The organism is Streptomyces mayonensis (assembly GCF_018982965.1).
In the GTDB taxonomy this organism is placed as follows: Bacteria; Actinomycetota; Actinomycetes; order Streptomycetales; family Streptomycetaceae; genus Streptomyces; species Streptomyces mayonensis.
In genome coordinates this window covers 1-22,502 of record NZ_JACBYP010000107.1, presented here as the reverse complement: position 1 = coordinate 22,502, position 22,502 = coordinate 1, and the positions used below count along the sequence as shown (strand labels likewise).

Below are 22,502 nucleotides of genomic sequence, written 5' to 3'. Positions count from 1 at the left end.
GACCCGCTCCCGGCCGAGCGGGTGGAATCCGGCCGGCTCCCGGCCGAGCAGGAGGGGTCCGTCGGGCTCCGGCCGGTCGGGGTCGGTGTGAACCGGTGCGGGAGCGGGCCGTTGGTCCCTAGGACCAGGTGGCGGCGACGTACCCCACGCCGTACGGCGCGTCCTCGTACAGCAGCGTGCCGGTGAGTTCCGCGCCCTCCGCCGCGCCCGCCAGGACCTGCCAGGGCGCCCGCCCGGAGACCTTCAGCTCGCGGGCCAGTACGACGTCCATCGCGGCGAGTGCGGCGAGGTCCGCCGCACCGAGCGCGCGTCCGGCCTCGGCATCGAAGGGCGCCGCCCGCTCGTCGAGGTACCCGGGTGCCTTGAGCGTGCGGCACGCGCTGGCGTCGCCCATCACCAGCATGGCCAACCGCCCGGCGTCCGCGGCGACGTCCCGGCCGAGTGCGGCGCAGCGCTCGGCGGGCAGGTCCTCACCCACGCCGACGCCCTCGACGGGCACGCCGGACCAAGCGGCCCGGCCCAGCAGCCAGGCTCCCACCGCAAGCCCGTACGGCAGCTCCCCGCCGGTCCGCTCCGGCTCCGGCTCCGCACCATGGCCGTGGCCCAGCCGTACGTCCACCTCGACGCCGAAGCCGCGGAACGAGCCCCGCGCCCCCTGTGGATGGACCTCGGGCCCGGCGGAGTCCCCGGGGCCGACGACCAGCAGCCGGTCGGGGCGGGCTGCGGCGAGCACCCCCAGCGCCTCCGCGCACGCGGCGCGCGCGGCGTCCAGCTCGGGCGCGGCACCCGCGGCGACCTCGGGGACCAGGAGCGGCGGGCAGGGGCAGACGGCGGCGGCGACAAGCATGATCGGCAGCGTAGCCCCGAGCCGCCGCACGCCGCGGCACCCCCCGCGGTCAGTCGCAGCCGCAGCCACTCGCCACGGCCGGCTGGGGCTCGGGCACGCCGATCTTCGGCAGCCCCAGCATCACGCCCGCCGGCTTAGCCTGCCCGGCGGTGTTGCGCCTCTCCCAGGCGTCGCCCGCGCGGGTGCGGCGGACCCCGAGCACCGCGCCCTCGGCCAGCAGGTGGTGCGGGGCGGCGTAGGTGATGTCGACCGTCACCACGTCTCCGGGGCGCACCTCCTGGTCGGGCTTGGTGAAGTGCACCAGGCGGTTGTCGGGAGCGCGGCCGGAGAGGCGTTGGGTGGTGCCGTCCTTGCGGCCCTCGCCCTCGGCCACCATCAGCTCCAGGGTGCGGCCGACCTGGCTCTTGTTCTCCTCCCAGGAGATCTCCTCCTGGAGGGCGACCAGACGCTCGTAGCGCTCCTGCACGACGGCCTTGGGGATCTGGTGCTCCATCTCTGCGGCGGGGGTGCCGGGGCGCTTGGAGTACTGGAAGGTGAAGGCCTGGGCGAACCGCGCCTCGCGCACCACGTGCAGGGTCTGCTCGAAGTCCTCCTCGGTCTCGCCCGGGAAGCCCACGATGATGTCGGTGGTGAGGGCGGCGTGCGGGATGGCCGCGCGGACCTTCTCGATGATCCCCAGGTAACGCTCCTGCCGGTACGAGCGGCGCATCGCCTTGAGCACCGGGTCCGAGCCGGACTGCAGCGGCATGTGCAGCTGCGGCATCACGTTCGGCGTCTCGGCCATGGCGGCGATGACGTCGTCGGTGAAGTCGCGCGGGTGCGGGGAGGTGAAGCGGACGCGCTCCAGGCCCTCGATCTTCCCGCAGGCGCGCAGCAGCTTGCTGAAGGCCTCGCGGTCGCCGATGTCGGAACCGTACGCGTTGACGTTCTGCCCGAGGAGGGTGATCTCCGACACGCCCTCGGCGACCAGGGCCTCGACCTCCGCCAGGATGTCACCGGGGCGGCGGTCCTTCTCCTTGCCGCGCAGCGCCGGGACGATGCAGAAGGTGCACGTGTTGTTGCACCCGACGGAGATGGAGACCCAGGCCGCGTAGGCGCTCTCGCGGCGGGTGGGCAGAGTGGACGGGAACGCCTCCAGGGACTCGGCGATCTCGACCTGTGCCTCCTCCTGCACGCGGGCGCGCTCCAGCAGGACGGGCAGCTTGCCGATGTTGTGCGTGCCGAAGACGACGTCCACCCAGGGCGCCCGCTTCACGATGGTGTCACGGTCCTTCTGCGCCAGGCAGCCGCCGACCGCGATCTGCATGCCCGGACGGCTCGCCTTCTTCGGGGCGAGGTGGCCGAGGTTGCCGTACAGCTTGTTGTCCGCGTTCTCCCGGACGGCGCAGGTGTTGAAGACGACGACGTCCGCGTCGCCGTCGGCGTCCTCGGGGGCGCGGACGTAGCCCGCGTCCTCCAGCAGGCCGGACAATCGCTCGGAGTCGTGGACGTTCATCTGGCACCCGTAGGTGCGGACTTCATAGGTGCGCGTGCCGCCCACTGACTGGCTCCGGTCGATGCTGCTCATGGCCATAAGGGTAGGCGGTCGGCGGGATTGCCCGGTTCGCCTGTGGACAACCAGAGGCCCGCCCGGGGCTGACCCAAGGCCCGCCCGGGGGGCTCAGGGCTCGATGAGTCCGGCGCGGATCGCGTACCGGGTGAGCTCCAGGCGGTCGCGCACGCCGAGCTTCTGCAGGAGGTTCGCGCGGTGGCGTTCCACGGTCTTGGCGCTGATGAACAGCAGCTCGCCGATCTCCTTGGAGGTGTGACCCTCGGCCACGAGCTTGAGGATCTCCTCCTCGCGTTCGGTGATGGGCCGCTCGGGCACCCCGCCGCCGCCCTGCATGCGGTCGAGGTAGGAGCGGACGAGGGCCCGCTCGGCACCCGGGTATATGAACGGCTCGTCGCGCACGGCGGCCCGGCACGCCTCGACCAGGTCCCGGTCGGCGACCGATTTCAGGACGTATCCGCAGGCACCGGCCTTGAGTGCCTCGAAGAAGTACTGCTCGTTGTCGTACATCGTCAGGATCAGGATGCGCAGCTCGGGCATCCGGCGGGAGAGTTCGCGGGCCGCCTGGAGGCCCGTCATGCGGGGCATGGCGACGTCGAGGACCGCGAGGTCGATCCCGGTGGCCCGGGCCGCCGCGACCGCTTCGGCACCGTCACCGGCCTCGGCGACCACCGTCAGATCGGGTTCGCCGTCGAGGATGAGGCGTACCCCACGTCGTACGAGGGTGTGGTCGTCTGCGAGCAGGACGCGGATCGGGGGCCGTGCGGACATCAGGGGCTGTCTCCGGTTCGGTCTGCGGCACGGTCACCCGGTGGTGCGGGGACGCGCAGGCGTACGTCGGTGCCCCCTTGGGGGGCGGGTCTGAAGTGGATCCCGGCTCCGATCAGCAGGGCCCGTTCACGCATCCCGTGGATGCCGGCGCCCTCCGCCGCCCCGCCGAGGCCGGTGCCGTTGTCCCGGACGAGGAGTTCGACGCCGCCGGGCAGCGGACGGAGCCTGAGCTCGGCGCGGTCGGCGCCGGAGTGGCGAGCCGTGTTGGTCAGGCCCTCCTGGGCGACCCGGTAGATCACGAGCTCCGCCTCCGGGCTGAGCGGGGGCAGGTCTCCCGGGACCTGGTGGTGCACGGCCAGCCCGTGGTGCGTGAACTCGGTGGAGAGCGAGCGCAGGGCGCTGGCGAGGCCGAGCTCCTCCAGGACGCCCGGGCGCAGCCGGCGGGCGATCCGGCGGATCTCGTCCAGGCCGGCCCGGGTGGCCTCCTGCGCCAGGGACACCTCTTCGCGCAGTTCGCCGGGGACCCGGTCGGCCACGCGCTTGAGCTGGAGGAGGACGGCGGTCAGGGTCTGGCCGACCTCGTCGTGGAGTTCGCGGGCGATGCGGTGGCGCTCGCCCTCCTGCGCCTGAAGGGCCTGACCGGCGCCCGCCGCGCGTTCGGCCTGGAGCCGGTCGAGCATCGTGTTGTACGTGGCGATCAGCTGCGCCGCCTCGGCGGGGCCGGCGACCTCCGGGCGGGCGCCCGGGACCAGGAGGTCGGCGGTGGTCATCGCGCGGCCGAGCCGGTGCAGCGGTGCGAGCCCGATCCGCAGCACGACCGCGTTGCCGACGAGCAGCAGCCCCAGGCCCACCAGCAGGACCAGTGCCTCCTGGGCCAGCGTGGGCGTCGACACGGTGACCGGTCCCAGCAGCAGCGCGGTGGCGACGAACAGACCGGCGGCATTGAGCAAGAAGATCCGCCAGAACAGCGACACGTTCCTCTTTCCGCTCCTCCCGGACCTCGCCGACGACACCCCCGCCGACAGCCTCGCCGACCGCGACCGCCTGCGTATATCCGTCACGACACCCATATCGCCACCGTACGTGCGGATGGCAGCATGGCGAGGTCGCGCGCATGTCACGGACGTGCGAGAAGCGTCGCAAGAGATGCAGGACGAATGAGGGGAAAGCTCGTGTCAGCTCCACGCCTGAGGGCGACGCCGCTCCCGGGTATCGGGGTCCAGTACGACCTGGTGACCCGCGAACACCGCCACCTGTCGGTGGTGGCGCACCGCGACGGCACCCGCACGGTCAACGTGTACCGGGCGGACGACCCCGACTCCTGCGCCCACTCCCTGCGGCTCGCCGCCCCCGAGGCCGGTGCGCTGATCGACGCCCTGAAGCCTTCCCACCACAGTGCGAACCTGCTCTACACCACCGACCTGGGGCTGGTCGCCGAGCGGATCGAGGTGGCCGCCGGCTCCCGCTGGAACGGGCGGCTGCTCGGCGACACCCGCATGCGGACCGAGACCGGCGCGTCGATCGTGGCGGTGCTGCGGCGGGCCGAGGCGATACCCTCACCGGCCCCCGACTTCCGGATCGTGGGTGGTGACACCCTGATCGTGATCGGTACCCGCGAGGGCGTCGACGCCGCCGCCGCGATTCTCGGGCAGGAGTGAGCCGGTGCACGGCGCGGTTCTGCTGATCGAGTTCGGTTCCATCATCCTCGGGCTCGGGCTCCTCGGCCGGTTCGCCGGCCGTTACCGTCTCTCGCCCATCCCGCTGTACCTGCTCGCCGGTCTGGCCTTCGGCGAGGGCGGACTGCTCCCGCTCGGCGCGAGCGAGGAGTTCGTCGCGACCGGCGCCGAGATCGGCGTCATCCTCCTGCTGCTGATGCTGGGCCTGGAGTACACGGCCAGTGACCTGGTCACCAATCTCAAGTCCCACTATCCGGCCGGCCTCGTCGACTGTGCGCTCAACGCCGTGCCGGGCGCGGTGGCGGCACTGCTCCTCGGCTGGGGTCCCGTGGCCGCCGTGGTCCTGGCCGGCGTGACGTGGATCTCGTCGTCCGGTGTCATCGCCAAGGTGCTGGGCGATCTGGGCCGGGTCGGCAACCGGGAGACTCCGGTGATCCTCAGCGTGCTGGTCCTGGAGGACCTGGCGATGGCGGTGTACCTGCCGATCGTCACGGCGCTGGTGGCCGGTGCCGGGCTGATGACGGGCAGCATCACGCTCGCGGTCGCGCTGGCCGCGGCAGGCCTGGTGCTGTTCGTGGCGGTGCGCTACGGCCGGCTCATCTCCCGCTTCGTCACCAGCGACGACCCCGAGAAGCTGCTCCTGGTGGTGCTGGGCCTGACGATCCTGGTCGCCGGTGTCGCCCAGCAGCTCCAGGTGTCGGCCGCGGTGGGCGCGTTCCTCGTGGGCATCGCGCTGTCCGGGGAGGTCGCGGAGGGCGCGCACACGCTGCTGAGCCCGCTGCGGGACCTGTTCGCGGCGGTCTTCTTCGTCTTCTTCGGGCTGCACACCGACCCGGCCAGCATTCCGCCGGTCCTGCTGCCCGCCCTCGCGCTGGCGCTGCTCACCGCCGTGACGAAGATCGCCACCGGTTACTGGGCCTCGAAACGCGCCGGGATCTCCGTGAAGGGCCGCTGGCGGGCGGGCGGCGCGCTGGTGGCGCGCGGCGAGTTCTCGATCGTCATCGCGGGCCTCGCGGTGTCGGCCGGCATCGAGCCGTCCCTCGGCCCTCTGGCGACCGCGTACGTCCTGATCCTGGTCGTCCTCGGCCCGCTCACCGCCCGCTTCACCGAGCCGCTGGCGATGCGCCTGTTCAAGCGGCGCGACAATCCCGACCGCCCCGGCGGCTCCCCGGAGGGGACGCCCAAGGCCGCGGAAGCGGCGGAGGCTGAGGCGTCCGTGGGCGACTGACCCCACCGCCGGAACCGCTGGTTCCCGTACGGCCCCGGTACCTGTACTCAGGTGCCGGGGCCGTCCGTTACTCAGGTGCCAGGGCCGTCCGTCGCAGGCGGGCGCTCGTCCGTCGTACCCGGGCGCCGGCCGCGCGGCGTCCGGACGGCCGGCGGGTGCCCTCCGGCAGGCGGGCGGGCCCGGACCTGGTCAGTGCGGGTGCGGACTGGCAGGATCTCGCCCATGTCCACGCTGTTCTCCCGTATCGGCGGGCGCCGGGCCGCCATGGGCGCGGTCGCCGGGGCCGTGGTGCTCGGGCTGCTGCTGTGGTGGCTGCTGCCGCTGGGCGACAAGCCGCCGAGCGGGACGGTCACGTTCAGCACGGGCACCCGCGCGGGTGTCTACCAGAAGTACGGCGAACTGCTGCGCACCGAGCTGCGCAGGGACATGCCGGACCTGGACGTGCGGCTGATGACCAGCGCGGGCTCGCAGGAGAACGTCGAGCGCGTGGCGTCCGGGGAGGCCGACTTCACGATCGCCGCGGCCGACGCGGTCGAGACGTACAAGCTGTCCGGCGGCCCCGAGGCCGAGGAGCTGCGCGGTGTCACGCGCCTCTACGACGACTACGTCCAGCTCGTGGTGCCGAGCGACTCGGACATCCAGTCGGTCGCCGACCTGCGCGGCAAGCGGGTGGCCATCGGTCTGCCCCACTCCGGGGTACGGCTGATAGCCACCCGTCTGCTGAAGGCCGTCGGCATCGATCCGGAGACGGACATCGTGCCCCGCGCGGACGGCATCGACACCGGTCCGGGGCGGCTGGGCGGGGAACTCGACGCGTTCTTCTGGTCGGGCGGAGTACCGACGGACGGGCTCAGGCAGATCGCACAGACGTCGGCCTTCCGCTTCGTGCCGATCGGCGAGGACCTCGTCACCAGACTGCACGGGTCCGGCGGTGCGACCCGCTACTACCGCACCACCAACATGCCGGAATCGGCCTACCCCACCGTGCAGAACGGCGCCGTGGTGCCCACCATGGCGGTGTCCAACCTGCTGGTGACCCGCGCGGACGTCGATCCGCGGCTCACCGAGTGGCTCACCCGCACCGTGCTCGACAGCCGCGACGGCATCGGTGCGCACGTGCACTCCGCGCAGCTGGTGGACCTGCGTACCGCGATCTACACGGACCCGCTGGAGCTGCACGAGGGCGCCCGGCGCTACTACCGGTCGGTCAAGCCGTAAGCCTGCTGCCCTGCGCCGCACCGGTGCCGGCCCAGGCCCGTCGGCTCCGGTGCCACCCCTAGCCGCCCGGGGACCGCCCCGAGCCGCCCCGGGACCACCCCGAGCCGCCCCGGTGCCGCCCGGGGCCCTCCGGTGCCCGCCCTCAGGGATGCTCCGGCGCTCCCTTCAGGGATGCTCCGGCGCCGCCTTTGCCGTGCGCGTCCTGGGCACCGTGACCGTCACCTCCAGGCCGTGCGGCGCGTGGTGGCCGAAGGAGATCGAGCCGTCGCCCGCGGCGAGCAGCGCCCGGCAGATGGACAGCCCCAGACCGGAGCCCTTGATGTTCTGGTGCCGTCCGCTGCGCCAGAACCGGTCACCCACGCGCGCGAGTTCCTCATCGGTGAGGCCGGGGCCGTTGTCGGTGACCACGACGGTGGCGGCGTCCCCGGTGGAGGCCACCTCGACCCGGACGGTCTCCTCGCGCGGTGTGAACTTCACGGCGTTGTCGATGACCGCGTCCAGGGCGCTGGACAGCGCCACCGGGTCGGCCCAGCCCGTGGTCGGCGGGCAGTCGCCGACCAGTCGTACGCCCTTGGCCTCGGCCGTCGGCGACCAGGCCGCCACCCGCTCGGCGGCCAGCGCGCCGACGTCGGTGACCTTCAGGTCGGCCTGGCTGTGCTCGGCCAGCGCCAGGTCGAGCAGGTCGTCCAGGACCCGGGCCAGCCGCTTGCCCTCGGCCTGCACGGAGGCGATCTCCTCGTTGCCCTCCGGCAGTTCGAGGGCGAGCAGCTCGATGCGGAGCAGGAGCGCGGAGAGCGGGTTGCGCAACTGGTGCGAGGCGTCGGCGACGAAGGCGCGCTGCTGCTCGAGGACGTCCTCCACGTGGTCCGCCATCTCGTTGAAGGACCGGGCCAGGCGCCTGAGTTCCGGTGGGCCTCCGGCCGGTGCGACGCGGGACTTGAGCCGCCCGGTCGCGATGTCGTGGGTGGTGGCGTCGAGCACCCGCACCGGCCTGAGCACCCAGCCGGTCAGCCGCAGCGCGGCCCCGACGGCGAGCAGCATCGCGGCGATCTCACCGACGACGATGACCAGCCAGCCGCGCAGGGTGCGCGAGCCCATCGAGTCGGTCGGCGACTCGGTGACCACGACCGCCACCACGTCGCCGTCCCGGATGACCGGTGAGGCCACCACGAGCCGGCCGTCCTGCCACGGCCACACCTGCTGCGGGTCGTGGCTGCGACGGCTGAGCAGCGCCTCGTCGAAGGAGTCGCGGACCTCACCGGTCCGGGGCAGGAACCACGTCGTCGGGGCGTTGGCCATCGGGATGTGGTTGCGGTAGAAGACGCCCGCCTTGATGCCGTAGACCTCGTAGTAGCTGGTCAGTTCGGTCTGCAGGGTTTCCAGGCGTTCATCGGTGCTCGTCCGGCGGGAGCCGCCCGGCGCGTCCTCGGTCACGAACTGGGCGAGCGCGGCGAAGCGCGCCGTGTCGTCGATCCGGTCGATGACGACCTTCTGCTGCTCCGCGCGCGCGACGCTGACGCCCAGCGGCACACCCAGGGCGAGCAGGACGGCCGCCATCAGGACGATGAGCAGCGGCAGCAGGCGTGTGCTCACCCGGACCCGCTGGGCGTCGGGGCGACGAGGCGGTAGCCGACGCCGCGGACGGTCTCGATCAGCGCGGGCATGCGCAGCTTGGAGCGCAGGGAGGCGACGTGCACCTCCAGCGTGCGCCCGGTCCCCTCCCAGCTGGTGCGCCAGACCTCGCTGATGATCTGCTCACGGCGGAAGACCACGCCGGGCCGCTGGGCCAGGAGGGCCAGGAGGTCGAACTCCTTGCGGGTGAGCTGGACGACCGAACCGTCCACGCTGACCCGGCGAGTCGGCAGCTCGATGCGGACCGTCCCGAGGCGCACCACGGTCTCCGTGCTCGCGGTGGCGTCCTCGTGGACGCTGCGCCGGCTGACGGCGTGGATGCGGGCGAGCAGTTCCCCGGTGTCGTACGGCTTGACCACGTAGTCGTCGGCGCCGAGGTTGAGGCCGTGGATGCGGGAGCGGACGTCGGACCGGGCGGTGACCATGATGACCGGGGTGCTGGTGCGCTTGCGGATCTTGCCGCAGACCTCGTACCCGTCCTGGTCGGGAAGGCCCAGGTCGAGCAGGACGACGCCGAAGGCCTCGCTCTCGGGGACGAGTGCCTGAAGCGCCTCCTCGCCGCTGCGCGCGTGGGTGACGTCGAAGCCGTGCCGTGCCAGGATCGCGGACAGGGCGGCGGCCACATGGTTGTCGTCCTCGACGAGCAGCAGCCTCATCCGGGCTCCCTTCGGTTCATCGGCCGTACGCCCACGGCGGGTACAAAGCGGGTGGAGATCGGGCGGCACGCGCGCGTGCGCCCAGTGCAGTGACGCCGATGGAGTGGGACGGCGTCAAGGGTCTGCCGGTTGCGGCCGCCCGAAGTTATCCGGCCGATATGCGCCCTGGTCACCAGGGCTACGACTCGTGGCCACCCGCTATACGACTTGTGGCCACCCGCTACCGGATCGTGATGCTCAGATCTCCCTCAGATGTAGAGACGCATAGTGTCATGGGTCACTACTGTCCTCCGAAACCGAGGAGGACGGAGCCCGAGAGCGATGACCGAAGTATCGGTGGCCAAGGAAGACAAGGCCGCGACCGGCGAACTGGTCGTCCTGAAGAGTGTCAACAAGCACTTCGGCGCGTTGCACGTGCTCCAGGACATCGACCTGACGATCACCCGCGGCGAAGTCGTCGTGGTCATCGGACCCTCCGGGTCCGGCAAGTCCACCCTGTGCCGCACCATCAACCGGCTGGAGACCATCGACTCGGGCTCGATCACGATCGACGGCAAGCCGCTGCCCGCCGAGGGCAAGGAACTGGCCCGGCTGCGGGCCGACGTCGGCATGGTCTTCCAGTCGTTCAACCTCTTCGCGCACAAGACGGTGCTCGAGAACGTGACGCTGGGCCAGGTCAAGGTCCGCAAGGTGGACGCCAAGAAGGCCGAGGAGAAGGCCCGCGCCCTGCTCGACCGGGTCGGCGTGGGCGCCCAGGCGGACAAGTACCCCGCGCAGCTCTCCGGCGGCCAGCAGCAGCGCGTCGCCATCGCGCGGGCGCTGGCCATGGACCCGAAGGTCATGCTCTTCGACGAGCCCACGTCGGCTCTCGACCCCGAGATGATCAACGAGGTGCTGGAGGTCATGAAGCAGCTCGCGCAGGACGGCATGACCATGGTCGTGGTCACGCACGAGATGGGCTTCGCCCGCTCCGCGGCCAACCGCGTGGTGTTCATGGCGGACGGCCGCATCGTCGAGGAAGCCAAGCCGGACCAGTTCTTCAGCAACCCGCGCAGCGACCGGGCCAAGGACTTCCTGTCGAAGATCCTGCACCACTGATTTTCCCGGACGGCGCCGGTGCCCCGCGTCGCCCGACCTGGCGGCCCGCCGTCGACGGCCGCATCTGATCGCCTGATCCTCTGATCGTCCGATCGCAGTTCGATCACAGCCAAAGGATGTTCACCATGAAGCTTCGCAAGGTCTCCGCCGCCTCGGCCGCCGTGCTCGCCCTCGCCCTGACCGCCACCGCGTGCGGCGGCGACGACAAGGACGGCGGCTCGTCCGGCGACGGCAAGAAGATCACCATCGGCATCAAGTTCGACCAGCCCGGCCTCGGCCAGAAGACCCCGAACGGCTACGAGGGCTTCGACGTGGACGTCGCCACGTACGTCGCCAAGAAGCTCGGCTACACCGAGGACCAGATCGAGTGGAAGGAGTCGAAGAGCGCCGACCGCGAGACCATGCTGCAGCGCGGTGACGTCGACTTCATCGCCGCCACCTACTCGATCACCCCCGAGCGGTCGGAGAAGGTCGACTTCGCCGGCCCCTACCTGCTGGCCCACCAGGACGTGCTGATCCGCGCCGACGACGACAAGATCAAGTCGCCGGAGGACCTGAACGACGCGAAGCTCTGCTCGGTCACCGGCTCGACCTCGGCGCAGAACATCAAGGACAAGCTGGCCCCGAAGGCTCAGCTGCAGAACTACCCGACGTACTCGGCCTGCCTCACCGGTCTGCAGAACGGCGCCATCGACGCGCTGACCACGGATGACTCGATCCTTGCCGGGTACGCCTCCCAGTCGCAGTTCAAGGACAAGTTCAAGCTCGGCGGTTTCAAGCTGACGAACGAGAACTACGGCATCGGCGTCAAGAAGGGCAGCGACCTCAAGGCCAAGATCAACGACGCGCTCGAGGCCATGGTCTCCGACGGAGCCTGGGACAAGGCGGTCACCGACAACTTCGGTCCGGCCAACTACAAGAACGAGCCGGCGCCGAAGATCGGCGACGTCAAGAGCTGAGGCCGGGCCTGACGAGGTGCGCCGCCTTCGAACAGGGGCGGCGCACCGGGGCGGGCATCCCTACACGCGGAAGCGCGGGAGATCGTGTTCGACTTTCTTCAGGATTACGACTTGGCGGGAGCCATCTGGACGACAGTGCAGCTCGCTGTGCTCTCGGCCGTCGGTTCCCTGATCTGGGGCACCATACTCGCCGCCATGCGAGTCGGCCCGGTGCCGTTGATGCGCGGTTTCGGGACCGCGTACGTGAACATCGTGCGGAACATTCCGCTGACCGTGATCATCCTGTTCGCGTCACTGGGCCTCAATCAGACCTTGCAGATCACGCTCGGCGCCGAAGGTGACTTCGAGACCATCAACTTCCGGCTCGCCGTGCTCGGCCTCGTCCTCTACACCTCCGCGTTCGTGTGCGAAGCACTGCGTTCCGGCATCAACACCGTGCCGGTCGGGCAGGCGGAGGCTGCCAGGGCTGTCGGGCTCAGTTTCAGCCAGGTACTGCGGCACGTCGTACTGCCCCAGGCATTCCGTTCCTCCGTCGTTCCCCTGGCGAACGTTCTGATCGCGCTCATCAAGAACACCACGGTGGCAGCCGCCATCGGCGTCGCCGAGACGGCGCTGCTGATGAAGGAAATGATCGAGAACGAGGCCCAGTTGCTGCTGATCTCCTCGGTCATCGCCCTCGTGTTCGTGGTTCTGACCCTCCCGACCGGCCTGTTCCTCGGCTGGTTGGGCAAGAAGGTGGCGGTGAAGCGATGAGCTCCGTTCTCTACGATGCCCAAGGTCCCCGTGCCAAGCGGCGCAACATCCTGTTCACGGTCGTCTTCTTCGCCGCCTTCGCGGCTGTGTTGTGGTGGGTCATCGGCACCCTCTCCGACAAGGGCCAGCTCGAATGGGCCAAGTGGGAGATGTTCTTCACCAGCAGCGAGCCCTGGTCGACGTACATCTGGCCAGGGCTGCAGAACACCTTGAAGGCCGCCGCGCTCGCAGTGATCATCGCGCTGCCGCTTGGCGCTGCACTCGGCATCGCCCGGCTCTCGGACCATGCCTGGGTCCGCGTGCCGGCCTCGATCCTGGTCGAGTTCTTCCGGTCCATTCCCGTACTGGTACTGATGATCTTCGGTCTCGCGCTGTTCTCCGAGTACACGAATGTCAGCAGCGACGACCGCCCGCTCTACGCGGTGGTCACGGGCCTCGTGCTGTACAACGCCTCGGTGCTGGCGGAGATTGTCAGGTCGGGCATCCTGGCCCTGCCCAAGGGTCAGGCCGAGGGCGCTATGGCCGTCGGTCTGCGCAAGGGCCAGGTCATGCGGCTCATCCTGCTGCCGCAGGCGGTCACCGCGATGCTGCCGGCCATCGTCAGCCAGCTCGTCGTCGTCGTGAAGGACACCGCCCTCGGCGGCGCGGTCCTCACCTTCGGCGAGACGCTCGCTGCCGCCAACACGATGAGCGCCTACTACGGGGCCAACACCATCGCCAGCTTCACGGTGGTGGCCGTCATCTTCATCGCGATCAACTTCGCACTGACCAGCTTCGCGAGCTGGCTGGAGCAGCGGCTGCGGCGTGGCAAGAAGTCGACCGGTGCGGTACTCAAGGCCGACGATGCCGGTGTTCCCGGTGGGGCGGCGACCGGTGCCGGTGGCGGCACCTGACACTCGGTCACCTCGGGTGACCACCAACGGAGGCCGTGGCGTGATCGCCACGGCCTCCGTCGCTTGACGCAGGCAGCGGCAGTAGGTTGCATACGTTCTGTGACCGTGCACCCTGTCCCAATGTCCTGTTCACCCACGTCCCCCGGGACACCACGACGGGCAGGGGGCGCCGCACCGTGGACCCGGTGATCGTCACCGGAGCGGGGCCCGTCGGGCTCACGCTCGCCCTGGCTCTGGCACGGCAGGAGGTGCCCTGCGTCGTCCTCGACGAGGGGCCCGGCAAGGACGAGCCGCGCCCCGCCCGCACCGTCGTCCTGCGGGAGGAGGCCGTCACGCTGGTCGAGCGGCTGACCGGCGCGCCTCTGGCGGGGCGGGGCTGCCGTTGGGCCGGATGGCGGTCGATGCGGCGCAAGCAGGTGACGCGCGCTGTCGAATTCGGCGACACCCGGCCGGCGCCGCTGCACATCGCCCAGCACGAGCTGACCGGCGTCCTGCGGACCGCCGTCGCCCGTGAGTCGCTCGTCAGGATCGCGGCGGACAGCCGCCTCGACAGCGTCGAACAGGAGACGTCCGGCGTCACGGCCCACACCCGTGGGCCCTCCGGCACCTGGTGGCGCGGCAGTTACCTGGTCGGCTGCGACGGCCCCCGCTCCACGGTCCGCAAGCTCCAGGACATCCGCTTCCCCGGCCGTACGGCGGTGGAACGATACGCCGTCGCCGCCCTGCGCGCCGAGCTGCCGTGGACCGACGAGGCGTTGCTCCACCGGCTGCCGCCGTGGCGGACGTCCGGCCCATCGGCCGGCGAGGTCGTCGCCCGTCCCCTGCCGCACGGTGTCTGGCGCCTGGACTGGCTGCTGCCTCCCGGCAAGGACCTGGTCACGCCGGAACTGCTGATGAACCGGGTCCGCGAGACCCTCACCGGCTGGTCCGACGGGCAGCTGCCGCCCTACGAGCTGCTGGACACCGGCGTCCACACCGTCCACCACCGGCTCGCCCGCCGCTGGCGGGTGGGTCGCGTGCTCCTCGCCGGGGACGCCGCGCACCTCATGGGCGCGCTGGGCACCCAGGGCCTCGAAGAGGGACTGCTGGACGCCGACAACCTCGCGTGGAAGCTGGCCCTGGCCTGGCACCACGGGCCGCGTGAAGCGCTCCTCGACAGCTACCAGCAGGAACGCCGTGCCGCGATCGCCGCACGGCTGCGCGCCGCGGACCAGCTGCTCCCGCTGCTGCGCGGTGGCGGCGGCCTGCGTTCCTACGTGCCCGGCTCGGCACGCGGCAACGACGCGCTGCTCGCGGACGGTCACCTGGGGAACGGAGCCCTCGGCCTGCCGGGCACGTACGCCGGTTCGCCCCTCGCGCCCGGCGGCCTCACCGGTGAGGTGTCCGTGGGCACCGCGCCCGGAGCCCCCGTGGACGACGTGCGGGTGACGGCCGAGGACGGCACCTTCGTACGGCTGCGCGACCGGCTCGGCCGCGGGGCACTGCTGGTGGTGCTGATCGCGCCGGGTACGGGGGTGTGGGACCGCAAGCACTGGGTCACCGCCGGGATCATGCCCCGGCTGGCCGCCGCCGTGACGGCACTCCCCCACCGCGCCGAACTGCTGGTCGCCGAGAGCTACCCGGGGGCCGCCGCCCACACGGTGCTGCTGGTCCGGCCGGACGGCCACCTGGTCACGGCCCTCAACGGGGTCCGTCCGGCGGATCTGTACGCGGCGGCCGAGGCAACGCTGGGCGGCGCCGCGCCCGAAGCGGAGGGGACGGCCCGCTCGGCGGGCGCCGCCGCCGGCTCCCGTTGAGACGACCGCCCCGAGGGTGCGCCGGTGGCCCTGGCCACCGGCGCCGGGGGGGTGGGGCGGGCGTCCGTATGTTGACGGTGAGTTGACCGGCCTCGACCGTCATGGTCTACTCCGGAGCGTGACCGACACCTGTGTGCGCCTGTGGCGGAGGGTCCATATGGACCTCGTCCGCTATGCGGGCTGCGTGTGTCGTCCGTCCTGCTGAACTCGCGCCCCCCCTTCTTCGCGCATGCCGCTCCCGTAGCGCTGCCGCGCGTTCCCTTCGCGACATCCCAGGACGGTACCCGTGTCTGTCTCCTCCCCTGTTCCTGCTTCTGTTCCTGCCTCCCCGGCGCCCGTCTCCTCCGCCTCCGGCGCGGAGACGGCCGCGCCCACGCCCACGCCCACGCCCACGCCCACGCAGGGCGAACTCCTCGACTTCGTCCGGCGCACGGCTTCCGACGCCGAACTGATCGCCTCGCTGCCGCTCGACCCGGAGGGCCGCACCTGGGTGCGCCTGGAGGGGCCGGGCGGCAGTGAGGCGTGGCTGATCGGCTGGCCGCCCGGCACGGGCACCGGCTGGCACGACCACGCCGACTCGGTGGGCGCCTTCGTGACGGCCGCGGGCGAGCTCAAGGAGAACGCGCTCGCCGCCCGTCTGCCCACCGACGGCTGGAAGACCCTGGAACTCACGGAGGGCGTGGACCGGGAGCGCCGGCTGCCCGCCGGGAAGGGACGCGCCTTCGGCCGGCACCATGTGCACGAGGTGCTCAACGAGTCCGCCGACCAGCACGCGGTCTCCGTGCACGCCTACTACCCTCCGCTGCCGCAGATCCGCCGCTACAGCCGCACCGGTCCCACTCTGCGCCTTGAGCAGGTCGAGCGTCCGCAGGACTGGCAGTGAGCGAACCGACGGGGATCGACGCGCTGCTGGAACGGGTACGCGCCGGCTACCGGCGGATCGCGCCGCGCGAGGCGTACGACGCCGCCGAGGCCGGTACCGCACTGCTGGTGGACATCCGGTACGCCGCTCTGCGCGATCGGGACGGGGTGATCCCCGGTGCTCTCGTGGTCGAGCGGAACGAGCTGGAGTGGCGGCTGGATCCGCAGGGCAGCCACCGTCTCCCCCAAGCCGCGAACCACGACGTGCGTGTGGTCGTGGTGTGCGACGAGGGCTACGCCTCCAGCCTGGCCGCGGAGTCCCTGCACCGGCTGGGCCTGCACCGGGCCACCGATCTGATCGGCGGCTTCCAGGCCTGGCAGGCGGCGGGGCTGCCGGTCACGGGTCCTGCCGCGGGCGGTACACCCGCTCGATGACCGGGACGCGGGCGTCCGCGCGGCGGTGCGGCGGTGCGGCGGTGCGGCGGTGCGGCGGTGCGGCGGTGCGACCGTACGCAAGGCGGCTCCATTCGTCGGGTGTCCGCCCGGATCGTCGGGTGTCCGCCCGGAAGTGTCCTGAGGGCCGGGGCCCGTACCGCACGGCCCGTACCGCACGGTCCGCGCCGCCCGTCCGGGGCCGGACGGGCCGGGCGGCCGGTGCGTGTGACGCGCGGCGGCCTACCTCAGGGCACCTGACGTACGGTCAGGAGTTCTCTTCGCCGAGGAACTCCGTGTCCTCGCCCTCCTCCTCGAGTGCCTGGCGGACCACCCGCAACGCCAGGCCTTCGGGATAGCCCTTGCGGGCCAGCATGCCCGCGAGGCGGCGCAGCCTCTTGTCACGGTCGAGCCCTCGGGTGGCGCGCAGTTTGCGGGCGACCAGCTCGCGTGCGGTCTCCTCCTCCTGCTCGGAGTCCAGCCGGGAGACCGCCGCGTCGATGAGGCTCGCGTCGACGCCCTTGGTCCGCAGCTCCCTGGCGAGGGCGCGCCTGGCCAGGCCGCGGCCGTGGTGCCGTGAATCCACCCAGGCGTCCGCGAAGGCCCCGTCGTCGATCAGGCCGACCTCCTCGAACCTGGACAGCACCTCCTCCGCGGCCTCGTCCGGGATCTCCCGCTTGCGCAGGGCGTCGGCGAGCTGGCTGCGGGTGCGCGGGGTCCCGGTGAGCAGGCGCAGGCAGATCGCCCGTGCCTGCTCGACCGGGTCCCGCGGAGGCTCCCCCTTCTCGGCCCTCGACGAGGAAGTGGTGCCTCCGTTCTCGGCGGACGGCTCCGCTCTTTCGCGCCGCCGGCGCCCACGTCCGCCGCCCGGTCCGCGGCCCCGTCCGCCCGGACGACGCGCCCCGCCGTCACCGTGGCGCGCCCCGCTTCCCTCCGGGGCGCCGGCGCCGGACGGATCCGCCGCGTACCGGTCCCCCTCGTACCGGTCTGTTTCGTAGCGGCCCTCCTCGTACCGGTCCGTCTCGTACGGGGCCGCGGCTGCCCCGTACGAACCGTCGTCCGCTCCGGCGAAGCCGTCCGTGTACTCGGCCCAGTCGGTTCGTCGTGTCACGGGTCAGCTCTTGGCTGCCGCGGCCTTGGACTTGGTGGCCTTGGCCGGCGCGGGGGCGGGCACCGCGGGTGCGGCGTCGGCCGGTGCGGCGGAGACGGCGGCCGGGTCCGCGCCCGGCTCGGTGTCCGGCTCCTCGGGACGCACGCCGACGCCCAGCTTCTCCTTGATCTTCTTCTCGATCTCGTTGGCCAGGTCGGGGTTGTCCTTCAGGAAGTTGCGCGCGTTCTCCTTGCCCTGGCCGAGCTGGTCGCCCTCGTACGTGTACCAGGCGCCGGCCTTGCGGACAAAGCCGTGCTCCACACCCATGTCGATCAGGCCGCCCTCGCGGCTGATGCCCTGGCCGTAGAGGATGTCGAACTCCGCCTGCTTGAAGGGCGGCGCGACCTTGTTCTTGACGACCTTGCAGCGGGTGCGGTTGCCGACCGCCTCCGTGCCGTCCTTCAGGGTCTCGATGCGGCGGATGTCGATGCGCACGGAGGCGTAGAACTTCAGCGCGCGGCCACCGGTCGTGGTCTCCGGGGAGCCGAACATCACACCGATCTTCTCGCGGAGCTGGTTGATGAAGATCGCGGTGGTCTTGGACTGGTTGAGCGCGCTGGTGATCTTCCGCAGGGCCTGGCTCATCAGCCGGGCCTGCAGACCGACGTGGCTGTCGCCCATCTCGCCCTCGATCTCCGCGCGCGGGACGAGCGCGGCGACGGAGTCGATGACGATGAGGTCGAGGGCGCCGGAGCGGACCAGCATGTCCACGATCTCCAGGGCCTGCTCGCCGTTGTCCGGCTGGGAGAGGATCAGGTTGTCGATGTCGACGCCGAGCTTCTTGGCGTACTCGGGGTCGAGGGCGTGCTCGGCGTCCACGAACGCGACCTGACCGCCGGCCTTCTGCGCGTTCGCCACGGCGTGCAGGGTCAGGGTCGTCTTGCCCGAGGACTCGGGGCCGTAGATCTCCACGACCCGGCCGCGCGGGATGCCGCCGACGCCGAGGGCCACGTCGAGCGCGGTCGAACCGGTCGAGATGACCTCGATGGGCTCCTTCGACCGCTCGCCCATGCGCATGACCGCGCCCTTGCCGAATTGCCGTTCAATCTGTGCGAGCGCGGCGTCCAGGGCCTTCTCGCGGTCGGTGCCTGCCATGGGTTCCACCCGGTTTGCTTGATTCGATCGCTTCACATCGAAGACGCTAATGCCTGCCACTGACAATGCGCCGTGACGCGGGCTCGACCTGTGGACAACTAGGGCACTTATCCACCCAAACCCCGTCGAAATCACCTGCCACGGGCTTCGCCGGAGCCTCCATAAGAATGGATGTTCGATTTTCGTGTCAAGCGCATCACGCGGCCTCTCCGAGCGTACGTCCACCAGGTGTCCCGGGCCCGCGGCGGCCTTGCGGGCCCGGGACACCTGCCCGGCTCAGCGCCGTGGCAGGGTCGCCCAGGCCTCGTCGTCCAGGGCGAGGAAGCGGCCGGTCTCCTCGCGTGCGGGCACGACCGGTACGTCGTCCCGCGTGCGCAGGGCCGCCGCGGCGGCGAGGTGGCCGAGGCGCAGCCGCGCGCGCTCGTCGCGGCCGTCCAGGGCTCCGGAGAGATAACCGGCCGCGAACGCGTCGCCCGCGCCGACCGGTTCGACCACCTTCGTGGGCAGCGAGGGCACGTACGTCCGGGTGCCGCGCACGTACGACGTCGCCCCGTGCTCGGCGTCCTTGACCACCACGGCCGGTGCCGGCGCGAGGAGCGCCGCAGCGTCGTCCGCCCGGTTCGTGCCCCACAGCCCCTCCGCCTCGTCCCGTCCGACGAACACCAGGTCGGCGGCGCGGGCCAGGGTCAGCAGCCGGTCGGCGGCCTGTCCGGATCCGCCGCGCCACAGCGCCGGACGGTGGTTGACGTCGAAGGAGACGACCGGTCCGGCGGCCCTGCCCTCCGCGTCGGGGTCCCGGTCGAGGAGGAGCGCGTCCAGCAGTTGTCCGCAGCTGTCGGAGAGCGCGGCGGTGATGCCGGACAGGTGCACCAGCCGGGCCCGGCGCAGCAGGGGCAGCCTGGCCAGCTCCGGGCCCATGCCGGCGGCGGCCGATCCCCGGCGGTAGTAATGGGTCCGGGTGCCCGCCCGGCCCGGGTCCTTGAAGTAGACCCCGGTCGGCCGGTCCGGGTCGGTCTGCACGGCGTCCACGTCGACGCCGCAGGCGGTGAGTTCGGCCCGTATACGGCGGCCGAACGGGTCGTCGCCCAGGCGGCTGAGCCAGGCGGTGCGGTGGCCGAACCCGGCCAGCGCGCAGGCGACGTTGGACTCGGCGCCGCCGGTCCCCAGCCGTACCGACTCCTGCTCGGCGAGCGGCCGGTCGTCCGACGGTCCGAGAACGGCCATCGTCTCGCCCACGCACACGGCGTCGGCGGCGGGCAGCGGAGGGGCGGTCGGCATGCGGCTCCTGTCGGAAGGGCGTGGACGGAAACGGAGTACGGTGCGGCCTGCTCGCCGGGTTACGCGCCCGGCTGCCCGCCGGACAGCCTCAGCAGCACCTTGCTGCTGCCGGCGGCCGGGTCCGCGGCGGCCGACAGCGCCTCGGTCGCCCGCTCGATCGGGAACCGGTGGGTGATCAGCGGCGTGACGTCCACACCGTCGCGCAGGGCGAGCAGCGCGTCGTCGATCTCCTCCACGAAACGGTAGGAACCCGCCCAGGTGATCTCACGGGTGACCAGGTCGCCGAGGACCGCGGAGACCACGCTGCCGGGCAGGTTGCCGACCTGGACGAGGGTGCCGCCGCGGGCCGTGGCCCGCAGTACCGCACCGAGCGCCGCGGGGGCGCCGGACGCCTCGAAGACCACCTCTGTGTCCTCCGGCAGCGTCTCACCGCGCGAGAGGTCGCGGATCTCGTCGGCGCCCATCGCGCGGGCCACGCCGAGCGCGTCCGGCGACAGGTCCGCGGCGACCACGGTGTCCGCGCCGCGGTGCTTGGCGGCGGCCACCACCAGGGAGCCGATCGGCCCGGCGCCGTTGACCAGGACCGTCCGGCCGCGCAGGGACGGGGCCCGGCCGACGGCGTGCAGGGCCACCGCCAGCGGTTCCGCCAGCGCTCCCTGCTCGGTGTCCACCCCGTCCGGCAGCGGCCGTACCTGGTCGGCGTCGACCGTGCGGTACTCGCTGAACCCGCCGTCGGTGTGCGGGGTGAAGGCCGCGGAACCGAAGTAGCGGACGTGCGGGTAGAGGTTGGTGCGGCCGGCGATCCGCCGGGGCAGTCGGCCGTCGCCGACCAACCGCGCGGGGTGGACGGTGACCGCCAGGCCCTCCGCGAGCCCCGTGACGCCCGGGCCGAGCACGGCGATCCGGCCCGCCACCTCGTGCCCGAGCACCAGCGGGTGGGCGAGCGCGGCCGTGCCGGACGCGCCGTTTTTCCAGTAGGCGATGTCGGACCCGCAGATCCCGCCCCATTCCAGGGCCAGCAGCACCTCTCCGGGGCCCGGCACCGGCAGTGGCCGTTCGTCCACGCGGACGTCGCCGGGGCCGTGCACCACCACGGCGCGCATGGTGCGCCTCCCGGCGGCCGCGGACGCTCCGCGTCCCTCGGTGGCGGTGGTCATACGGCGTCCTCCAGGCGGACCAGGTCGCGTCCGCGGGTCTCGGGCGCGAGGTACGCGCCGACGAAAGTGATCAGTGAGTAGACGATGAGCATGGCCGCGATGGGCCACCAGCTCCCGGTGACGGCCGTGAGGGTGGCGGCGAGGACGGGCCCGATCGCGGTGGCGAGGATGCCGCCGATCTCCTTGGCGAGGGCGAGCTGGGTGAACCGGGTGCGGGCGCCGAAGAGCTCGGCCATCGTCACGCTCTCCAGCGAGAACAGTCCGAGCACACCGACGTTGAGGCCGAGCACCATGCCGATCATCACGCCGGGTGTCGTGCCCGAGGTGATCAGCAGCATCACCGGGAAGGCGAGGACCACGGTCAGCGCCGAGACGACCAGATAGAGCACGCGGCGGCCGATGCGGTCGCCGAGCAGCCCGACGAACGGCACGGTGGCGAAGCCCACCAGTGAGCCGTACACGATGGCGTCCGTGGGAACGGACCGGTCGACGGCGAGGTTGGTGGCGATGTAACCGACCAGGAAGGTCTGGATCAGCCCGGAGTTGCCGGCCTGGCCGAAGCGGAGCGCCAACGCGAGGAAGAAGGCCCTGCCCTTGCGCTGCCGTACCCCGGCCGCCAGTACGCCGCCCTGCTGCTCACCCGCTTCGGCGATGGCCGACTCGACCTCGTCGCGGGCCAGCGCCACACCGTCCACGACGTCGGCGCGCTCCTCGAAGACGGGGCTCTCCTTCAGCCCGCGGCGCAGCCAGACGGCGAACAGCATCATGGCGAAGCTGAGCAGGAACGGCAGCCGCCAGCCCCAGGAGAGGAGCTGGTCCTCGGTGAGCACGGCGAGCAGTACGGCCCACAGGCCGGAGGCGGCCAGGGTCCCGGAGTTGGTACCGAGCGACACCAGCGAGGAGACCAGGCCCCGGCGCCTGGCGGGGGCGTACTCGGCGAGGAGGACGGTCGCGCCGGCGATCTCGGCGCCCGCGCCGAATCCCTGGGCCAGCCGCAGCGCGACCAGCAGGATCGGCGCCATGATGCCGATGGTGCCGTAGGTGGGCAGGACGCCGATCAGGGTGGTCGAGGCGCCCATCAGCAGGACGGTGATGTAGAGGACCTTCTTGCGGCCGAGCCGGTCGCCCATGCGCCCGAAGTAGACGGCGCCCGCGAGCCGGGCGACGTAGCCGACGCCGTAGGTGGCCATCGCGGCGATCAGGCCGATCGCGGGGCTGACGTCGGGGAAGAAGAGTTTGTTGAAGACGATCGCGGCGGCCAGCGAGTAGAGCTGGAAATCCATGAACTCCATGGCCGTGCCCAGCCAGCCCGAGACGGCGGCTCTGGCCAGGTCGCCCGTGGTGCGCTCCGCGGGGCGCGTCTGCTCCGCGGTGGCGGCGCTGTCCTTCATCGTGAACTCCGTTGTTCGGGGACGGGAACGGTGGGTGCAGGGGGGCGGAAGCGGTGCGGGGG

General features: G+C 71.8%; 23 protein-coding genes. 12 read left to right on the top strand and 11 right to left on the bottom strand.

The genetic code is table 11. From position 1 onward, the window contains the following. Nucleotides 1-118 precede the first annotated feature (118 nt). The 4 genes from HZS56_RS29765 to HZS56_RS29750 all read right to left on the bottom strand — a co-directional run bounded on the left by HZS56_RS29765 (nt 119) and on the right by HZS56_RS29750 (nt 4,141). Nucleotides 119-847, bottom strand: a complete 729-nt coding sequence (locus HZS56_RS29765) for a class III extradiol dioxygenase subunit B-like domain-containing protein (RefSeq protein WP_216723908.1) — start codon at nt 845-847, stop codon at nt 119-121. Between the two features lie 49 nt (nt 848-896). Then, entirely contained in the window at nt 897-2,414 is a 1,518-nt protein-coding gene (gene miaB / locus HZS56_RS29760) for a tRNA (N6-isopentenyl adenosine(37)-C2)-methylthiotransferase MiaB (RefSeq protein ID WP_216723907.1), read from the bottom strand. 93 nt (nt 2,415-2,507) lie between these two features. Next, nucleotides 2,508-3,167 carry a response regulator gene (locus HZS56_RS29755; protein ID WP_216723906.1) on the bottom strand — a complete coding sequence of 220 codons (660 nt, stop codon included), beginning with the start codon at nt 3,165-3,167 and terminating at the stop codon, nt 2,508-2,510. Then, entirely contained in the window at nt 3,167-4,141 is a 975-nt protein-coding gene (locus HZS56_RS29750) for a HAMP domain-containing sensor histidine kinase (protein WP_308408188.1), read from the bottom strand. Before HZS56_RS29750 ends, HZS56_RS29755 begins: the two co-directional genes overlap by 1 nt. Between HZS56_RS29750 and HZS56_RS38545 the strand changes: the two genes are divergently transcribed. The 4 genes from HZS56_RS38545 to HZS56_RS29735 all read left to right on the top strand — a co-directional run bounded on the left by HZS56_RS38545 (nt 4,110) and on the right by HZS56_RS29735 (nt 7,289). Then, nucleotides 4,110-4,328: a hypothetical protein gene (locus HZS56_RS38545; RefSeq protein ID WP_253915118.1), complete on the top strand. Its 219-nt coding sequence runs from the start codon at nt 4,110-4,112 to the stop codon at nt 4,326-4,328. The two genes, HZS56_RS29750 and HZS56_RS38545, sit on opposite strands and share 32 nt — an antisense overlap. 11 nt (nt 4,329-4,339) lie before the next feature. Further along, nucleotides 4,340-4,825, top strand: coding sequence for a cation:proton antiporter regulatory subunit (locus HZS56_RS29745; protein ID WP_216723904.1), 486 nt, complete (start codon nt 4,340-4,342; stop codon nt 4,823-4,825). A gap of 4 nt (nt 4,826-4,829) precedes the next feature. Then, nucleotides 4,830-6,071 carry a cation:proton antiporter gene (locus HZS56_RS29740; RefSeq protein WP_216723903.1) on the top strand — a complete coding sequence of 414 codons (1,242 nt, stop codon included), beginning with the start codon at nt 4,830-4,832 and terminating at the stop codon, nt 6,069-6,071. A gap of 222 nt (nt 6,072-6,293) precedes the next feature. After that, nucleotides 6,294-7,289 (top strand): TAXI family TRAP transporter solute-binding subunit, encoded by a 996-nt coding sequence (locus tag HZS56_RS29735; protein ID WP_216723902.1) that lies wholly within the window; start codon nt 6,294-6,296, stop codon nt 7,287-7,289. Nucleotides 7,290-7,454: 165 nt separating this feature from the next. Here HZS56_RS29735 and HZS56_RS29730 read toward each other — a convergent pair whose 3' ends face one another. Continuing rightward, the gene (locus HZS56_RS29730; RefSeq protein ID WP_216723901.1) at nt 7,455-8,882 is read right to left on the bottom strand and encodes a HAMP domain-containing sensor histidine kinase; all 1,428 of its coding nucleotides are present in this window, start codon (nt 8,880-8,882) and stop codon (nt 7,455-7,457) included. Then, complete coding sequence (locus HZS56_RS29725) at nt 8,879-9,577, bottom strand: response regulator transcription factor (protein WP_216723900.1); 699 nt, start codon at nt 9,575-9,577, stop codon at nt 8,879-8,881. The genes HZS56_RS29730 and HZS56_RS29725 overlap by 4 nt, the downstream gene beginning before the upstream one ends. Nucleotides 9,578-9,898: 321 nt before the next feature. On the opposite strand from HZS56_RS29725, the gene HZS56_RS29720 reads away from it, so the two are divergent. The 8 genes from HZS56_RS29720 to HZS56_RS29690 all read left to right on the top strand — a co-directional run bounded on the left by HZS56_RS29720 (nt 9,899) and on the right by HZS56_RS29690 (nt 16,372). Beyond that, nucleotides 9,899-10,675: an amino acid ABC transporter ATP-binding protein gene (locus HZS56_RS29720; RefSeq protein WP_216723899.1), complete on the top strand. Its 777-nt coding sequence runs from the start codon at nt 9,899-9,901 to the stop codon at nt 10,673-10,675. Between the two features lie 125 nt (nt 10,676-10,800). Next, a complete protein-coding gene (locus HZS56_RS29715; protein ID WP_216723898.1) occupies nt 10,801-11,634 on the top strand; it encodes a glutamate ABC transporter substrate-binding protein in 834 nt (277 codons plus the stop codon). An 84-nt stretch (nt 11,635-11,718) separates the two neighbouring features. Then, nucleotides 11,719-12,387 carry an amino acid ABC transporter permease gene (locus tag HZS56_RS29710; RefSeq protein ID WP_216723897.1) on the top strand — a complete coding sequence of 223 codons (669 nt, stop codon included), beginning with the start codon at nt 11,719-11,721 and terminating at the stop codon, nt 12,385-12,387. Beyond that, nucleotides 12,384-13,280, top strand: coding sequence for an amino acid ABC transporter permease (locus HZS56_RS29705; protein ID WP_216723896.1), 897 nt, complete (start codon nt 12,384-12,386; stop codon nt 13,278-13,280). The genes HZS56_RS29710 and HZS56_RS29705 overlap by 4 nt, the downstream gene beginning before the upstream one ends. A 176-nt stretch (nt 13,281-13,456) precedes the next feature. After that, complete coding sequence (locus tag HZS56_RS29700) at nt 13,457-15,076, top strand: FAD-dependent monooxygenase (protein ID WP_216723895.1); 1,620 nt, start codon at nt 13,457-13,459, stop codon at nt 15,074-15,076. Nucleotides 15,077-15,092: 16 nt separating this feature from the next. Then, nucleotides 15,093-15,281 (top strand): putative leader peptide, encoded by a 189-nt coding sequence (locus tag HZS56_RS39145; protein ID WP_374201224.1) that lies wholly within the window; start codon nt 15,093-15,095, stop codon nt 15,279-15,281. Nucleotides 15,282-15,362: 81 nt separating this feature from the next. Further along, complete coding sequence (locus tag HZS56_RS29695; protein ID WP_216723894.1) at nt 15,363-15,959, top strand: cupin domain-containing protein; 597 nt, start codon at nt 15,363-15,365, stop codon at nt 15,957-15,959. After that, complete coding sequence (locus HZS56_RS29690) at nt 15,956-16,372, top strand: rhodanese-like domain-containing protein (RefSeq protein ID WP_216723893.1); 417 nt, start codon at nt 15,956-15,958, stop codon at nt 16,370-16,372. Before HZS56_RS29695 ends, HZS56_RS29690 begins: the two co-directional genes overlap by 4 nt. A gap of 265 nt (nt 16,373-16,637) precedes the next feature. Here HZS56_RS29690 and recX read toward each other — a convergent pair whose 3' ends face one another. From recX to HZS56_RS29665, 5 genes are all read right to left on the bottom strand, one after another. Further along, nucleotides 16,638-17,480 (bottom strand): recombination regulator RecX, encoded by an 843-nt coding sequence (recX, locus tag HZS56_RS29685; RefSeq protein WP_216723892.1) that lies wholly within the window; start codon nt 17,478-17,480, stop codon nt 16,638-16,640. Nucleotides 17,481-17,483: 3 nt separating this feature from the next. Further along, nucleotides 17,484-18,614, bottom strand: a complete 1,131-nt coding sequence (gene recA, locus HZS56_RS29680) for a recombinase RecA (protein ID WP_216723891.1) — start codon at nt 18,612-18,614, stop codon at nt 17,484-17,486. Nucleotides 18,615-18,890: 276 nt separating this feature from the next. After that, entirely contained in the window at nt 18,891-19,892 is a 1,002-nt protein-coding gene (locus tag HZS56_RS29675) for a sugar kinase (RefSeq protein WP_216723890.1), read from the bottom strand. A 59-nt stretch (nt 19,893-19,951) separates the two neighbouring features. Then, entirely contained in the window at nt 19,952-21,049 is a 1,098-nt protein-coding gene (locus tag HZS56_RS29670) for an L-idonate 5-dehydrogenase (protein WP_253915117.1), read from the bottom strand. Next, entirely contained in the window at nt 21,046-22,440 is a 1,395-nt protein-coding gene (locus HZS56_RS29665) for an MFS transporter (protein ID WP_216723889.1), read from the bottom strand. The genes HZS56_RS29670 and HZS56_RS29665 overlap by 4 nt, the downstream gene beginning before the upstream one ends. Nucleotides 22,441-22,502: the final 62 nt, after the last annotated feature.

What these genes read in the sequence shown, in the direction of transcription:
- HZS56_RS29765 (WP_216723908.1), bottom strand. Translation starts at nt 847, where the DNA reads ATGCTTGTCGCCGCCGCCGTCTGCCCCTGCCCGCCGCTCCTGGTCCCC.
- miaB (WP_216723907.1), bottom strand. Translation starts at nt 2,414, where the DNA reads ATGAGCAGCATCGACCGGAGCCAGTCAGTGGGCGGCACGCGCACCTAT.
- HZS56_RS29755 (WP_216723906.1), bottom strand. Translation starts at nt 3,167, where the DNA reads ATGTCCGCACGGCCCCCGATCCGCGTCCTGCTCGCAGACGACCACACC.
- HZS56_RS29735 (WP_216723902.1), top strand. Translation starts at nt 6,294, where the DNA reads ATGTCCACGCTGTTCTCCCGTATCGGCGGGCGCCGGGCCGCCATGGGC.
- HZS56_RS29725 (WP_216723900.1), bottom strand. Translation starts at nt 9,577, where the DNA reads ATGAGGCTGCTGCTCGTCGAGGACGACAACCATGTGGCCGCCGCCCTG.
- HZS56_RS29720 (WP_216723899.1), top strand. Translation starts at nt 9,899, where the DNA reads ATGACCGAAGTATCGGTGGCCAAGGAAGACAAGGCCGCGACCGGCGAA.
- HZS56_RS29715 (WP_216723898.1), top strand. Translation starts at nt 10,801, where the DNA reads ATGAAGCTTCGCAAGGTCTCCGCCGCCTCGGCCGCCGTGCTCGCCCTC.
- HZS56_RS29705 (WP_216723896.1), top strand. Translation starts at nt 12,384, where the DNA reads ATGAGCTCCGTTCTCTACGATGCCCAAGGTCCCCGTGCCAAGCGGCGC.
- recA (WP_216723891.1), bottom strand. Translation starts at nt 18,614, where the DNA reads ATGGCAGGCACCGACCGCGAGAAGGCCCTGGACGCCGCGCTCGCACAG.
- HZS56_RS29675 (WP_216723890.1), bottom strand. Translation starts at nt 19,892, where the DNA reads ATGCCGACCGCCCCTCCGCTGCCCGCCGCCGACGCCGTGTGCGTGGGC.
- HZS56_RS29670 (WP_253915117.1), bottom strand. Translation starts at nt 21,049, where the DNA reads ATGACCACCGCCACCGAGGGACGCGGAGCGTCCGCGGCCGCCGGGAGG.
- HZS56_RS29665 (WP_216723889.1), bottom strand. Translation starts at nt 22,440, where the DNA reads ATGAAGGACAGCGCCGCCACCGCGGAGCAGACGCGCCCCGCGGAGCGC.